The 15,229-nt window shown below is 68.8% G+C and carries 13 protein-coding genes; all 13 read right to left on the bottom strand.

All coding sequences use genetic code 11. The features are described from left to right. Window positions 1–133: 133 nt before the first annotated feature. Window positions 134–1,330 (bottom strand): O-succinylhomoserine sulfhydrylase, encoded by a 1,197-nt coding sequence (locus KGR00_RS15595; RefSeq protein ID WP_224419584.1) that lies wholly within the window; start codon window positions 1,328–1,330, stop codon window positions 134–136. A gap of 11 nt (window positions 1,331–1,341) precedes the next feature. Further along, entirely contained in the window at window positions 1,342–2,859 is a 1,518-nt protein-coding gene (gene purF / locus KGR00_RS15590) for an amidophosphoribosyltransferase (protein WP_129142076.1), read from the bottom strand. A gap of 62 nt (window positions 2,860–2,921) precedes the next feature. Then, window positions 2,922–3,479 carry a CvpA family protein gene (locus tag KGR00_RS15585; RefSeq protein WP_224419583.1) on the bottom strand — a complete coding sequence of 186 codons (558 nt, stop codon included), beginning with the start codon at window positions 3,477–3,479 and terminating at the stop codon, window positions 2,922–2,924. Next, a complete protein-coding gene (locus KGR00_RS15580) occupies window positions 3,476–4,147 on the bottom strand; it encodes an SPOR domain-containing protein (RefSeq protein WP_224419582.1) in 672 nt (223 codons plus the stop codon). Before KGR00_RS15580 ends, KGR00_RS15585 begins: the two co-directional genes overlap by 4 nt. Before the next feature lie 9 nt (window positions 4,148–4,156). Continuing rightward, window positions 4,157–5,464 (bottom strand): bifunctional tetrahydrofolate synthase/dihydrofolate synthase, encoded by a 1,308-nt coding sequence (gene folC / locus KGR00_RS15575; RefSeq protein ID WP_224419581.1) that lies wholly within the window; start codon window positions 5,462–5,464, stop codon window positions 4,157–4,159. Continuing rightward, window positions 5,465–6,442: an acetyl-CoA carboxylase, carboxyltransferase subunit beta gene (gene accD / locus KGR00_RS15570; RefSeq protein WP_224419580.1), complete on the bottom strand. Its 978-nt coding sequence runs from the start codon at window positions 6,440–6,442 to the stop codon at window positions 5,465–5,467. 84 nt (window positions 6,443–6,526) lie between these two features. Continuing rightward, entirely contained in the window at window positions 6,527–7,330 is an 804-nt protein-coding gene (gene trpA / locus KGR00_RS15565) for a tryptophan synthase subunit alpha (RefSeq protein WP_129142081.1), read from the bottom strand. Between the two features lie 10 nt (window positions 7,331–7,340). Beyond that, window positions 7,341–8,555 carry a tryptophan synthase subunit beta gene (trpB, locus tag KGR00_RS15560; protein ID WP_129142082.1) on the bottom strand — a complete coding sequence of 405 codons (1,215 nt, stop codon included), beginning with the start codon at window positions 8,553–8,555 and terminating at the stop codon, window positions 7,341–7,343. 28 nt (window positions 8,556–8,583) lie between these two features. Next, window positions 8,584–9,228, bottom strand: a complete 645-nt coding sequence (locus KGR00_RS15555; RefSeq protein ID WP_224419579.1) for a phosphoribosylanthranilate isomerase — start codon at window positions 9,226–9,228, stop codon at window positions 8,584–8,586. Window positions 9,229–9,232: 4 nt separating this feature from the next. After that, window positions 9,233–10,168 carry a tRNA pseudouridine(38-40) synthase TruA gene (gene truA, locus KGR00_RS15550; protein WP_224419578.1) on the bottom strand — a complete coding sequence of 312 codons (936 nt, stop codon included), beginning with the start codon at window positions 10,166–10,168 and terminating at the stop codon, window positions 9,233–9,235. A 45-nt stretch (window positions 10,169–10,213) separates the two neighbouring features. Then, window positions 10,214–12,664, bottom strand: coding sequence for a FimV/HubP family polar landmark protein (locus KGR00_RS15545; RefSeq protein ID WP_224419577.1), 2,451 nt, complete (start codon window positions 12,662–12,664; stop codon window positions 10,214–10,216). 242 nt (window positions 12,665–12,906) lie between these two features. Further along, on the bottom strand, window positions 12,907–14,019 hold the full coding sequence (gene asd / locus KGR00_RS15540; RefSeq protein WP_224419576.1) for an aspartate-semialdehyde dehydrogenase: 1,113 nt from the start codon (window positions 14,017–14,019) through the stop codon (window positions 12,907–12,909). 115 nt (window positions 14,020–14,134) lie between these two features. Continuing rightward, window positions 14,135–15,214 carry a 3-isopropylmalate dehydrogenase gene (gene leuB / locus KGR00_RS15535; protein ID WP_224419575.1) on the bottom strand — a complete coding sequence of 360 codons (1,080 nt, stop codon included), beginning with the start codon at window positions 15,212–15,214 and terminating at the stop codon, window positions 14,135–14,137. Window positions 15,215–15,229 lie beyond the last annotated feature (15 nt).

Raw genomic sequence — 15,229 nt, 5'->3', positions numbered from 1 at the left:
TGGCGGGAGATGGGTGACTGACCCTGGATATGGTGATGACGCGCCCTGGCTTCAAGCCGCCATCACGAGGCCCCGTCAGGCGGGGCCTCGCGGGTCCGGGCACGACAACCGCTAGGCGTGGCGGCCGGCCGCGTCAGACCAGGGTGTCGAGCCCGCGGGCCAGATCGGCCTTGAGGTCGTCGAGCCCCTCCAGGCCCACGGCGATGCGGATCAGGCCTTCGCTGATGCCGGCGGCGGTCTTCTGCTCCGCCGAGAGCCGCCCGTGGGTGGTGGTGGCGGGATGGGTGATGGTGGTCTTGACGTCGCCCAGGTTGCCGGTGATCGACATCAACTGGGTGGCATCGATCACCGCCCAGGCACCCTCGCGGCCGCCGGTCACCTCGACACCCAGCACGGCCCCGAAGCCCGATTGCTGCTGTGTGGCCAGGGCGTGCTGCGGATGACTCTCGAGCCCGCTGTAGTGAACCCGCTCGACCGCCGGATGGGCCTCGAGCCAGCGCGCCAGCGCCAGGGCGTTCTCGCAGTGGGCGCGCATGCGCACGCCCAGCGTCTCCAGCCCCTTGAGGAAGATCCAGGCATTGAACGGACTCATGCAGGGCCCGCAGGTGCGCACCACGCCGAACAGCTCCTCGAGCTCCTTGTCGCGGCCCACCACGGCACCGCCGATCGCCCGCCCCTGGCCGTCCAGGTACTTGGTGGCGGAATGGATGACCAGATCGGCCCCCAGCTCCAGCGGGCGCTGCAGAGCCGGCGTCAGAAAGCAGTTGTCGATCGCCAGCCAGGCGCCGTGATGATGCGCGATCTCGGCCAGCGCGGCGATGTCCACCAGCTCGGAGAGCGGGTTGGACGGCGTCTCGGCGAACAGCAGCTTGGTGCGCGGGGTGATCGCCGCCTCCCACGCGTCGAGATCATCGACTTCCACATAGCGGGTGGTGATCCCGAACTTGCCCAGATACTTGCTGAACAGGCTCACCGTGGAGCCGAACAGCGAGCGCGAGGCGACGATCTCGTCGCCGGCCTCGAGCAGGGCCAGTGCCGTGGACAGAATCGCCGCCATCCCGGAACTGGTGGCCACGCAACGCTCGCCGCCCTCGAGCGCCGCCAGACGCTGCTCGAAGATGCGCACCGTGGGGTTGGTGAAGCGCGAGTAGATGTTGCCCGGCTCCTCGCCGCCGAACTTGCGCGCCGCCTCGGCGGCGCTGCGGTAGACGAAGCTCGAGGTGGTGAAGATCGGCTCGCCGTGTTCCTGCTCGGCGGTACGCACGTGGCCGGCGCGAACCGCCAGCGTCTCCAGCGACAGGGCGTCGGTGTCGAAATCGTCGTGTTGCATGGAAGCGCTCCCTAGCCGTCGTCCTCGACGTCGTTGTGCAGGTCGACCACCGCATGGACGTTGTCGCCCTGGGTCTTGGCGGCATCGTTGCGCGAGGCCTCCAGCGCCGCCAGGTAGGCCTCGTCGATGTCGCCGGTGATGTACTTACCGTCGAACACCGAGCAGTCGAACTGCTCGAGCGTCGGGTTGACCTCGCGACACGCCGCCTTGAGATCCTCGAGGTCCTGATAGACGATCCGATCGGCGCCGATCAGTTCGCCGACCTCGGCTTCGCTGCGGCCGTGGGCGATCAGCTCGCTGGCCGCCGGCATGTCGATGCCGTAGACGTTGGGATAGCGGACCGGAGGCGCCGCGGAAGCGAAGTAGACCTTGTTGGCACCGGCCTCGCGGGCCATCTGGATGATCTGCTTGCAGGTGGTGCCGCGCACGATAGAGTCGTCGACCAGCAGCACGTTCTTGCCGGCGAACTCGATGTCGATGGCGTTGAGCTTCTGGCGCACCGACTTCTTGCGCTGGGTCTGTCCCGGCATGATGAAGGTCCGCCCGATGTAGCGGTTCTTCATGAAGCCTTCGCGGAAGGTCACCCCCAGGTGCTGGGCGAGCTCCAGCGCGGAGGTCCGCGAGGTGTCGGGGATCGGGATCACCACGTCGATGTCGTGCTCCGGCCACTCCTGGAGGATGCGATCGCCCAGGCGACGGCCCATCTGCATGCGCGTGCCGTAGACGTAGGCGCCATCGAGGATCGAGTCGGGGCGCGCCAGGTAGACGTGCTCGAAGATGCACGGCGCGAGTACCGGATTATCGGCGCACTGCAGGGTACGGATACGCCCCTGCATGTCGACGAAGATCGCCTCGCCCGGCGCCAGATCCCGAGTCAGCTCGAAGCCGCCGACGTCCAGCGCCACCGATTCCGAGGCAATCATCACGTCCTGCCCCTCGCTGGTCTCGCGGGTGCCGAACACCACCGGGCGGATGCCCTGCGGATCGCGGAAGGCGACCATGCCGAAGCCGTTGATCATCGCCACCGCGGCATAACCGCCCCGGCAGCGACGATGCACCCGACGCACGGCGTCGAAGATGTCCTCGGGGTTGAGGTGATGGCCCTGCTTGCCCAGCTCGTGGGCGAAGACGTTGAGCAGCACCTCGGAGTCCGAACTGGTGTTGATGTGGCGCAGGTCGGTGGTGTAGAGCTCCTGCTTGAGCTGGTCGGAGTTGGTCAGGTTGCCGTTGTGCGCCAGGGCCAGGCCGTACGGCGAGTTGACGTAGAACGGCTGCGACTCCGCCTCGCTCGAGGAGCCCGCCGTCGGATAACGCACGTGACCGATGCCCAGGTTGCCCTTGAGCCGGGTCATGTGACGCGTGTGGAAGACGTCGCGCACCAGTCCATTGCTCTTGCGCAGCAGGAAACGTCCTTCGTGCCAGGTCATCATTCCGGCGGCGTCCTGCCCCCGGTGCTGGAGCACCGTCAACGCATCATAGAGCGCCTGATTGACCGGCTGAGTGGCCATGAGGCCCACGATACCGCACATTCCGCCTTTCCTCGCTTGCAATGGACTCGGGATGCCCGTCTCGGACATCGCGTCGGTGAAGATTACTGCGTGGGCTGCCGCTCGCCGGGCAGCCGCACCGGCAGCGACAGGGCCCGCCATTCGTCGACCTTCTGCGGGTTGCGCTGCTGCCAGTCGGTGAACCGGGCCACGGCCCAGTCGCGCAGGTCCTCGAAGGTCGGGCGCAGCCGCGCCTCCTGCCAGGCCTGCAGCTGGACCAGCGGTGTCAGACTGATCAGCACCGTGGCCAGCACCAGGATCGCCCCGCCGCGCAGCACGCCGAAAGCGGCCCCGGCGACGCGATTGAAGAAGCCCATGCCGACCCACTCGATGGCCGCCTGGACACCGCGAATCACCATGCCGCAGAGCATGATCACCGCGAAGATCACCAGCACGAAGGCCACGATCAGCCGGACGTCGGGGCTGTCGATCAACCCGGCCAGCCAGTCGGCGACCGGCGGCGCCAGAAATCGCGAGGCCAGCAGGGCGAGGATCCACGCCCCCAGGCCCAGCGCCTCGCGGACCAGCCCGCGCAGGAAACCGGCCATCATCGAGGCCGCGAGAACGGCCAGGAACAGCCAGTCCAGCCAGGTGAAGGTCATCCCCCCTCCTGGACGCGGATCAACAGCCCCTGGATGTTGACCTTCTCCTTGAGCGCGGCACGGGCCTTCTCGCCCGCCTCGGAACTGGCGAAGGGCCCGATGTAGACCGAGGTCAGGTTGTTGTCGCGGGGCCGGCTATAGGCGTGGAAGCCCTGGGCGTTGAGCTTCTTCTCGAGCCGCTCGGCATTGCCCGGCTCGCCGAAGCTGCCCACCTGGACCGCCCAGTCGCCGTTCTCCGTGGTCGCCGGGGTGGGCGAGGACGGCGTCTGCGCGTCGGGTTCGGACGCCGCCTGCGATGCCTCGGGGGACGACTCGCCGCGCTCGCCCTGCTGCTCGGCGTTACGGGCGATCTCGGCGATCGGATCCGACTTGGGCTGACTGACGGCCTGCGACGGGGCCGACTGCGATGCGGCCTCGTCACCCGACGCCGCCGGCTCCCGGGACGTTCCGGACGAGGCCTGCGGCGACTGGATCTGACCGAGACTCGACGGCGGCTCGGGGGCCTCGACCGGCGCCTGCTCGACATCGATCGGCTGGTCGATGGTCAGCGAGGGTTGCGGGCGCTCTTCCCGCGCCGGCGGCTCGTCGAAGAGCATGGGCACGAAGATGACACCCAGCGCCAGCAGGATCACGGCGCCACTGATACGTTCGCGCATTCCGTACTTCATGTTTGCCTCCTAGCGATGGGCCTGGGGCCCGTGGCGGGAACCCTTCCCTTCCCGCGCGGCATGCCAGCCGAGTACCTCGGCCACGGTGAAGAAGGAACCGCAGACCAGCACCTGATCGTCGGCCGCGGTCCGGGCGGCGAGCCACTCGGCACCGGCTGCGGGAGACTCGGCCCGGTGCAGCACGTCCTGCTGGTGCTCGACGAGCAGCGAAGCCAGCGCCTCGGCGCTGCGCCCGCGCGGCCCGTCCAGCCCCACCGGGACCCAGCCGTCCACCTGCGAGGATAGCGCGTCGATCACGCCCGCGGCATCCTTGTCGCCAAGCATGCCCAGCAGCGCGAGGCGTCGTGCCGGGCGGGGCGAGTCGGCGAGCCGTTCGGCCAGATAGCCGGCGGCATGCGGATTGTGGGCGACGTCGAGACACCAGTTGTCCAGCCACTGCATGCGCCCGGGGAGCGTCACGTCGGCCAACGCGCGACGACAGCGCGCGGCGTCGAGCGTCACCTCGGCCAGGGCCAGGGCCTGGAGGGCCATGGCCGCGTTGTCCAGCGGCAGATGCGGGTCGGTCAGGCCGTCGAGCGTCAGCACCCGGCCGTGGGCGTCACGGCCCTGCCAGGACCAGCCGGATGCGGTGTCGCGACGCCGGAAATCCGCGCCCAGGGCGTGGACCCGGGCGCCGAGTTCGCGGGCGGTGTCGAAGACGCTGTCGGTGATGTCCCGGCCCAGTACCGCCGGACGGCCGGCGCGCAGGATGCCGGCTTTCTCGCGGCCGATCGTGGCCAGGTCGCTGCCCAGGAAATCGGCGTGGTCGAGCGCCACGGTGGTGACCACGGCGATGTCGGCATCGACGACGTTGGTGGCGTCGAGCCGCCCGCCCAGCCCGACCTCGAGGATCGCCAGGTCGGGACGACACTCGGCGATCGCCCACAGTGCCGCCAGGGTTCCGGCCTCGAAGTAGGTCAGGCTGATCGGTTCGGGCGCCAGTCGCGCCGCCTCGACCCGCGCGAAGCCGGCGACCAGCAGGGCGTCGTCGGCTTCGCGGCCGTCCAGGCGCAGACGCTCGTTGTAGTGCAGCAGGTGCGGCGAGGTGTAGGTGGCGGTGGAATGACCGTGGGCCCGTGCCAGCGCCTCGAGCATCGCCACCGTGGAGCCCTTGCCGTTGGTCCCGGCGACGGTGATCACCCGACCGGCGATCGCCCGCTCGCATAGCCCCAGCCGCTCGGCCACCACGGCGACCCGTTCGAGGCCCAGATCGATGCTGACCGGGTGCTGGCGCTCGAGACGCGCCAGCCAGTCATTGAGTGACACCGGTTCGCTCATTCAGCGGGTATCGCCCCGGGACTCGTCATCGGCGAAGGTCTCCTGTTCGGCCTGCGCCTCACCGACTTGCTCGTCGTCGTCCGTCTCGACGACCGGTTCGGCCGCGTCGGGCAGCCCCTCGAGCGGCCAGTGGCTCAGCTTGCGCAGCACGCCGCCGAGTCGCTCGCGCATCTCGTGACGGTGCACGATCATGTCGACGGTGCCATGCTCGAGCAGGAACTCGCTGCGCTGGAAGCCTTCTGGCAGCTGCTCGCGCACGGTCTGCTCGATGACCCGCGGCCCGGCGAAACCGATCAGCGCGTTGGGCTCGGCGACGTTGAGATCGCCGAGCATCGCCAGCGACGCCGAGACACCGCCGAACACCGGGTCGGTGAGCACCGAAATGTAGGGAACACCGGCCTGCTTGAGCTTCTCGAGCGCGGCCGAGGTCTTGGCCATCTGCATCAGCGAGAACAGCGCCTCCTGCATGCGTGCCCCCCCCGAGGCGGCGAAGCAGATCAGCGGCACGCCCTCTTCCAGCGCCAGGCTGGCGGCACGCACGAACTTCTCGCCGACCACCGCCCCCATCGAGCCGCCCATGAAGGTGAACTCGAAGGCCACGGCGACCACCGGCAGGCCGTCGAGCCGGCCGCGCATCACCACCAGGGCGTCGTTCTCGCCGGTCTCCTTCTGGGCCGCCGCCAGGCGGTCCTTGTACTTCTTGGAGTCGCGGAACTTGAGGCGGTCGACCGGTTGCAGGTCCTGGGCGATCTCCTCGCGGCCCTCGTCGTCGAGGAACCAGTCGAGGCGCTTGCGGGCCGTCAGGCGGAGATGATGGTCGCACTTGGGACAGACGTTGTGGTGCTTCTCGAGTTCGGGGAGGTAGAGCACCGCGTCGCATTTGGGGCACTTGCGCCACAGGCCGTCCGGCACGCTGGTACGGCGGTCATTGCGCTGGATGCGCCCCATCGACGGCACGATCTTGTCTAGCCAGCTCATGGTCAGAAGGTATCCGTTCTGCTGCTGTCGCGACCCGGACGAGACTCGGCCGGGCCGACGCGTTGGTTACGAAGGGTGTGGGGCTCAGGCGTCCAGCGCCTGACGCATCTCGCCCAGCACGCGCTTGAGCGCATCGGGAATCGCCTCGGGCGCCTCGGCGCCTTCGGCGATCCGCGACACCAGCGCACTGCCGACGATCACGCCGTCGGCAACCCGCCCCACCGCCGCGGCCGTGGCCCCGTCGCGGATCCCGAAGCCGACGCACAGCGGCAGCCGGGTCAGCTCGCGCAAGCCGCCGAGCTGCCGGTCGACGGCATCGACGTCGAGCGTAGCGGCCCCGGTGACGCCCTTGAGGGAGACGTAGTACAGGTACCCTTCACCGTGGTCGCATATTGTAGCGGCACGCGAGCGCGAGGTGGTAGGGGCGACCAGGAAGATCGCCTGCAGGCCGCGGGCCTTGAACAGCGGCGCGATCTCGTCGGCCTCCTCCGGCGGCATGTCGACCGCCAGTACGCCGTCGACCCCGGCCTCGGCGGCCTCGTCGGCGAAGCGCTGGTAGCCGAAGCGCTCGATGGGATTGAGATAGCCCATCAGCACCACCGGCGTCTCGGCGTCGTCGCGGCGGAACTCGCGGACCATGGCGAACACGTCGGCGAGCCGCGTGCCGTGCGCGAGCGCACGCTCGCAGGCCTTCTGGATCACCGGCCCGTCGGCCATCGGGTCCGAGAACGGCACGCCGAGCTCGATGATGTCGGCCCCGGCCTCGACCAGGGCGTGCATGAAGCCCACGGTATGCGCGGGTGCCGGATCACCGGCGGTGATGTAGGGAATCAGTGCGGTGCGGCCCTGCTCCTTGAGGGCAGCGAAACGCTGGTCGATACGATTCATTGTTGCCCTCTCAGATGTCGACGCCATCGATCTTGGCCACCGTCAGAATGTCCTTGTCACCGCGCCCGGACAGATTGACGACGATGTGCTGGTCGGGGCGCAGGGTGGGCGCCAGCACCTTGGCATATGCCAGGGCATGGGCCGACTCGAGCGCCGGCATGATGCCTTCGAGACGGGTCAGCTCGCGAAACGCCTCGAGCACCTTGTCGTCGTTGGCGGCCACGTACTGCACGCGCCCGACGTCCTTCCACAGCGCATGCTCGGGGCCCACGCCGGGGTAGTCGAGTCCCGCCGAGATCGAGTGGGTGTCGGTGATCTGGCCGGCCTCGTCGGACATCAGGTAGGTGCGGTTGCCGTGGAGCACGCCACGCGGCGCGTTGGCGGTCAGCGGCGCGGCGTGGCGACCGGTCTCGACGCCGTCACCGCCGGCCTCGACGCCGTACATGGCGACGTCCTCGTCCTCGACGAACGGATAGAACAGGCCCATGGCGTTGGAGCCGCCGCCCACGCAGGCGATCAGGGCGTCGGGCAACCGGCCGATCTGGGCCAGCGACTGTTCGCGGGCCTCGCGACCGACCACGGCGTTGAAGTCGCGCACCAGCATCGGATAGGGGTGCGGCCCGGCCACGGTACCGATGATGTAGAAGGTGTCGTCGACATTGGTCACCCAGTCGCGCAGCGCCTCGTTCATGGCGTCCTTGAGGGTCCGCGAGCCGGATTCCACGGGAATCACGTTGGCCCCCAGCAGGCGCATGCGATAGACGTTGAGCTTCTGCCGCTCGACGTCCTCGGCGCCCATGTAGACCTCGCAGGTAAGGCCCAGGCGCGCGGCGACGGTGGCGGTGGCCACGCCGTGCTGGCCGGCGCCGGTCTCGGCGATCACCCGCGGCTTGCCGCTCTTCTTGGCGAGCAGCGCCTGGCCGATGGTGTTGTTCACCTTGTGGGCGCCGGTGTGATTGAGGTCCTCGCGCTTGAGCCAGATCTGCGCGCCGCCGAGCTGGCTGGACCATCGTTCAGCGTGGTACAGCGGAGACGGGCGGCCCACGTAGGTCGCCAGGTCACGGTCGAATTCCGCCTGGAAGTCCGGGTCGTCGCGAAGGTCCCGATAGGCCTTCTCCAGTTCCTCCAGCGCGAAGCTCAGGGTCTCCGAAACGAACCGACCGCCGTAGGGGCCGAAATGGCCGCGTGCATCGGGCAATCGGGTCAGGTCGCTGAACTTGGTCACGAAAGACACCTCACAGGGTCGCTTGGGCTCAAGGGGTTTGAGTCAGGGTCACTTGGTGGATGAACGCGTGCAACTTGGCGGGGTCCTTGACGCCCCGGGAGCGTTCGACGCCACCCGAGACATCGACCGCGAAGGGGCGTACCGCACGCACGGCCTCGCCGACATTGCTCGGGTCGAGACCTCCGGCGAGGATAACAGGTTTTGCCAGGCTTGCGGGGATTCGCGACCAGTCGAAGACCTCGCCGGTGCCCCCCGGCACGCCGGGCTTGTAGGCGTCGAGCAGCAGCGCCCGGGCGTCCTTGTAGGCCGCCGCCGCGGCGGGCAGGTCCACGTCGTCGCGCATGCGCAGCGCCTTGATCCAGGAACGCGGGGCGTGCCGGCACTGCTCGGGGGTCTCGTCGCCGTGGAACTGGATCAGATCCAGCCAAGGGGCACAGCGCTCGATGAATGCCGGCTCCTGGTCGACGAACAGTCCCACGCGCGTGACGAATGCCGGCACCCGCGCGGCCAGGTGCGCCAGGCGCCCGGGATCGATGGCGCGGTCGCTGCCCGGCCAGAGCACGAAGCCCAGGGCATCGGCACCGGCGGCCACCGCCGCGTCGACGTCCGCTTCGCGGGTCAGGCCACAGATCTTGATGCGGGTACGCGGCATGTGGAGTCTCCTTGCCGACATCGGCTCAGCCGCCGTCGTTGGCGATCGCCGCCGGGTGGCGGGCGCCGGCCTCGCCCCGCCGGTAGCGGACCATCGGCGTGTCCGGCAGCGGCCGCTCGCCGGTCCACTCGCCGAGGAAGGCCAGCAGGTTGGGGCCCAGCGGCTCGCTGGGCAGCGCAAAGCGCTCGTCGTAGATCGAGTCGACGAAATGCAAGCCGCAGCCCGGCGCGGTGACGTCGCCGCGCGCCCGGTCGCGCATGGCCAGCAGTTCGGCGAGGTAATCACCGCCCTGGTCGCCGCGCCCCACCGCCACCAGTGCGCCGGCGATGTTGCGAATCATGTGGTGCAGGAAGGCGTTGGCCTGGATGTCGATGGCGACCAGCGGCCCGTAGCGATTGACCTCGATGAAGTGGACATGCCGAATCGGCGACTTCGACTGACAGCCGGCGGCGCGAAAGCTCGAGAAGTCGTGCTCGCCGACCAGCGCCTGGGCGGCGGCGTGCATGCGCGGCACGTCCAGCGGCTCGCGACACCAGGTGGCGTTGGCCCGCTCGAGCACCGGCCGGTTGGGCTGGTTGAGGATCAGGTAGCGGTAGCGACGCGCCAGCGCCAGAAAGCGCGCATGGAAATCGTCGGGCACCGGCCTGACCCAGCGCACGGCGATGTCGCGCGGCAGGTTGGCGTTGGCGCCGAAGACCCAGGCCTTGTTGGAACGCGGCACCGGCGCATCGAAATGCACGATCTGCCGGGTGGCATGGACGCCGGAGTCGGTACGCCCGCTGCACAATACCTTGACCGGCGCGTTGGCGACCTTGCCCAGGGCGGTTTCCAGCGCTGCCTGAACCGACGGCGAGTGCTTCAGACGCTGCCAGCCACAGTAGCCGGTACCGTCGTACTCGACCGCCATGGCGAGGCGGCCGGTCAACGGGCGTTTTTCATCGAGAAACTCGAAAAGGGACATCGCTCACTACGGATTCGGGACCGGCAAGGCGCCCGGTGAGCCGCCCTACAGGCCGTGACGATCTAATAAAGCCCGCGCCTCGCCGGCCTGCTCGTCGTCCCCCGACTCCAGCAGGGGTTCCAGCAGGGCTCGGGCGGCATGCGACTCGCCGTCGTCGAGATGCTGGCGAGCCTGCGCGAGACGTCGTTCGGCATCGGCAGGCGAAGCGCTGGCCGTGGAGCGCTCATTATCCAGATCGAGCGGATCGAACGCCACCTCTTCGACGATCCAGCCCTGCCCGGCATCGACGCCCGATTCGGCGGCGCCGGCGCTCGCCGACTCGCCCAGCGCGGGATTGTCGAGCCCGGTGAAATCCTCGGGGTAATCGACCACCGGCTGGGCCAGCCGTGGCTCGTGGGAGAGCGCGTCGCTCGGCTCGAGAACGGGGGGCTCGTAGTCGATGACACTTTCGGCGCTCGCCGTGTCGCCTTCGCTTCGCTCGGCTGCCGTTGCGGATGGCGCTTCCCCCTCGTCGTCCATCGGGGCTTCGTCGGGCTCGTCGTGTCTCTCGGCCGACCGGGGAGCGATGCCGCGGGTGTCGGCGGCGGCCGTTGTATCGTCGACGAGCGCCTCCTCGTCAGCCCCGTTCGGTACTGCAATGCCCGTATCCGCCTCAGCGAGGTCGATTCGCTCGGCGTCATCGGCCCGCTCGGTGATATCGGCCTTCCCGGCGGCGTGAGGGTCTGCCGCGCCGGCCGGTACCAGTCGTTCCAGCAGATCGCGAGCCTCGCGGCGCTGCGCCTCGTCGCCCTGGCGTTCGAGTTCGGCCGCCTCGCGCTCGGCGGCCGCGCGATCGCCCAGCGCCACACAGGCGCCCAGCAGCTCGAGCCTCAGATCCTGACGATCGGGTTCCCGGGCCAGGCTCTGCTCGAGGCGCTCGCGAGCCTGATCGTAGCGCCCGTAGGCCATGTAGATCTCCGCCTCGCTGATCGCCTCCGCCTCGGGAGGCATCTCGCTGGCCGACGCTGGCGCCTGCCGGGAAGACGCGGCTTGCGTCTCCGCCACGGGCCGCGACGCCGGCACGACGCCCGGCTCGTCCACCGACCGCCGATCGCCGGCCGCCGTCCCCTGGAGTGACGAGAACGGCCTGGCAGGCGGTTCGTCGGACGCTTGACGGTGCTCGCGACGCCTCAGCCAGGCCCAGAGCCCCAGCAACAGGGCAATCGCGGCACCGCCCAGCAGGGCCAGGTTGTCGACCAGCCAGTCGAGCATGCCCCGCTCGGGGGCAGCGTCTCTCTCGTTCGGCGCCGCCGTCGGCGCATCACGGCCAGCATCGCTGGCGGGCGCCTCGCGGCGTGTGGTCAGGGCCGTGGCCAGTTGATCGCGCAGCCCGCTGATCTCGGTGCGCAGCTCGCCGACCTGCTCGGTCAACTGGTCACGCTGGGCGCGGGCGTCGTTCAAGCGCTGTCGGGTCGTCTGCAGCTGTGACTCGAGTTCGGCGAGGCGTGTCGACTGGCTCGCCTGCAGGGCGGCGGCCAGCGCTGCCGGCGACAGCGGCTGACGACCGGCGTCCGCCGCGCTCCCGGCGGCCAGCGCCCGGTCGTCGAGCACGCTCAGCCGCGAGCCTCCCGGCGACGGCTCGCCGTCGTCCGCGTCGGGTTGCGACGCCGGGCCCTCGTTCGTGGCCGCGTTCGCTTCGCCGGTACCCGATGATGTCGCGGTGTCCGGTGGCGACGTCGAGTCCTCGCTCTGCCATTGGCGCGTCTGGTCCCGAATCTGTCGATCGGCGACCTCGGGCTCACGGGCCAGAATCGCGTCACGGGAAGGCACGTCCAGCGTGACGCCGGCGCGCAGGTTGTTGACGTTGCCGTCGGCAAAGGCATCGGGGTTGGCACGCTGCAACGCCAGCATGGTCTGTTCGAGACTCGCGCCGGCTGGCCGGACCCGGCTGGCCAGGCCCGAGAGGGTGTCGCCCGGGGCGACGCGCAGCGACTGCGGTGTCGCGGCGGCCGATGCGGCGGCGCCCTCCGCCGGGGAAGACGACTCGCCGGTCGCCACGCTGCCGGCGGAGCTCGCGGGCCGGGCCGGCGTCGCCGCGCCGGGCGCCAGGGCTGGCATCTGTGCGTAGCCGGGCGGATCGAGCAGCAGCGTGATCTCGCGACGCTGGCGGCCCCCCGGCCATTCCAGCGTCAGCAGCAGGTCGAGATAGGGTTCGTTGACCGGCTGGCGGGTGGTGAGTGTCACCGCCAGATCGCCGCGGCTGCGCTCGATGGCCACCTTGACGCTCTCCGCCAGGGTGGTGCGGGGAATGCCCGCCTCGTCGAAGGCCGCGGCACTGGCCAGACGAGCCTTGAGCAGCGACGGATCCAGCCCGCCGAGATCGGTCAACGGCAGGCGTGCCCGAAGGGGCGCATCGAGGCTGGAGCGAACCTCCGGCTCGGCCAGCCCCAGCGCCAGCGTCACGGGGCTGGCCACCAGCAACGCCAGGCAGGCGCCCCAGGAAAGTGTACGTCTCATCGTTTTCCCCGCGCCGGTTCCACGTCACTCTCGCAACGCTCTCATGGCGTCTTGGCGAGATCGTGACGGCGTCGTTTTTTCGTATCGGAATGGTCAGACACTATCATTACTACACGACCTCATTCGAAATCGCGATAACAGCGACCGAAAGCGTTCGCTATTCATGCCTCGTCAACACAAGAACGCCTCCCGGAGGAGGCGTTCGTCATGGCCGAGCGGCGCGACCGGGTCGCGCCGGGCGCTCACTGCTCGCGCAGGATCGAGAGCATGCGCTTGAGCGGCTCGGCGGCGCCCCACAGCAACTGGTCGCCGACCGAGAAAGCGGTCAGGTACTCGCCGCCCATCGCCAGCTTGCGCAGACGCCCCACCGGTACCGTCATGGTTCCGGTCACCGCGGCCGGGGTCAACTCGCGCAGGGTGGCTTCCTTCTCGTTGGGCACGACCTTGACCCAGTCGTTGTGCCTGGCGATGCGATCCTCGATCTCGTCGAGCGGCACGTCCTTCTTGAGCTTGATGGTGAAGGCCTGGCTGTGCGAGCGCATGGCGCCGATACGCACGCAGAGCCCATCGATGGGGATCGGGTTGTCGGTGTGGCCGAGGATCTTGTTCGACTCGACACCGCCCTTCCACTCTTCCTTGCTCTGGCCGTTGTCCATCGGCTTGTCGATCCACGGCAGCAACCCGCCGGCGAGCGGCGCGCCGAAGTTGTCGATCGGGAAACCGTCGCCGCGCATCGTCTCGGCGACCTTGCGATCGATGTCGAGGATCGCACTGGCCGGATCGTCGAGCTCGCTCTTGACGCTGTCGCGCAGCGAGCCCATCTGGTTGAGCAGTTCGCGCATGTGCTTGGCGCCGGAGCCCGAGGCGGCCTGATAGGTCATCGAGGTCATCCACTCGATCAGATCGGCCTCGAACAGACCACCCAGACCCATCAGCATCAGGCTGACCGTGCAGTTGCCGCCGGTGAAGGTGCGGGTGCCCCGGGCCAGCTGGGCATCGATCACGTGGCGGTTGACCGGATCGAGAACGATGGTCGCGTCGTCGCTCATGCGCAGGGTGCTGGCGGCATCCAGCCAGTAGCCCTTCCAGCCTGACTCGCGCAGCGGCTGATAGACCTTCTCGGTGTAGTCGCCGCCCTGACAGGTGACGACGACGTCGAGCGCCTTGAGCGCCTCGAGATCGAAGGCATCCTTGAGCGCTGGCACGTCGACGCCCACGTCCGGGCCGGGCTGGCCGACCTGCGAGGTGGTGAAGAAGACCGGCTCGAGACCGGCGAAGTCGTTCTCCTCACGCATGCGATGCATGAGAACGGAGCCCACCATGCCCCGCCATCCGACGAAACCGACTTTCAACATGAAACTGTCCTCCTGACGTTCTGGGGTTGCCCCGTGAACCGGGATAATCGTGAATTATTGAAAACCAGGGTAACAAATAATCTGACGCTATGCTTCAGATGACTCATCGCGGATATCAGGCCTGCCGAAAGGCCGCCACCACAGCATCGCCCATTTCCGCCGTACTGACACGCCGCGTGCCCGCGTAGGCGATGTCGGCGGTACGCAGGCCATCGTCGAGCACCCGGCCCACGGCGCGCTCGATGCGCGCGGCCAGTTCGCCCTCGCCGAGGCTGTAGCGCAGCAGCATGGCCACCGAGAGAATGGTTGCCAAGGGGTTGGCCTGGCCCTGGCCGGCGATATCCGGCGCGCTGCCGTGGCACGGCTCGTACATGCCCTGCCCCTGCTCGTTGAGCGAGGCCGAAGGCAGCATGCCGATCGAGCCGGTGAGCATCGCCGCGGCGTCGGAGAGGATGTCGCCGAACATGTTGCCGGTGACGATCACGTCGAACTGCTTGGGCGCGCGGACCAGTTGCATGGCGGCGTTATCGACGTACATGTGCGACAGCTCGACGTCCGGATACTCCGCCGCCAGGCGCTCGATCACCTCGCGCCAGAGCATGGTGACCTCGAGGACGTTGGCCTTGTCGACCGAGCACAGTTTCTTGCCGCGCTTCTGGGCCATCTTGAAGGCGACCCGACCGATGCGCTCGATCTCGGCTTCCGAGTAGACGTAGGTGTTGTAGCCGACGCGCTGACCGTCACGTTCCTCGATGCCGCGCGGCTGGCCGAAGTAGATGCCGCCGGTGAGTTCGCGCACGATCATGATGTCGAGCCCGGAAACCACTTCCGGCTTGAGGCTGGAGGCCTCGGCCAGCTGCGGGTAGAGCAGCGCCGGGCGCAGGTTGCCGAACAGATTGAGCTGCTTGCGCAGACCCAGCAGGCCCTTCTCGGGGCGCTTGGCGATGTCCTCCAGCTTGTCCCACTTGGGCCCGCCCACGGCGCCCAGCAGGATGGCGTCGGCGGCCTTCGCCTTGGCCAGCGTCTCGGCCGGCAGCGGCTCGCCGTGGGCATCATAGCCGGCACCGCCGACCAGGCCCTGTTCGAGGGTGACGTCGAGCCCCTGCTCGCGGCAGGCCTCGAGTACCTTGACCGCCTCGGCGGTGATTTCCGGACCGATGCCGTCACCCGGCAGAACGAGAATCTTGCGACTCATGAGCGATTCCTGAAT

It is taken from the genome of Modicisalibacter sp. MOD 31.J (genome assembly GCF_020147985.1).
Taxonomy (GTDB): domain Bacteria; phylum Pseudomonadota; class Gammaproteobacteria; order Pseudomonadales; family Halomonadaceae; genus Modicisalibacter; species Modicisalibacter coralii.
Note: the sequence above shows the minus strand (reverse complement) of the source record. Positions and strands in the feature narration are given on the sequence as shown.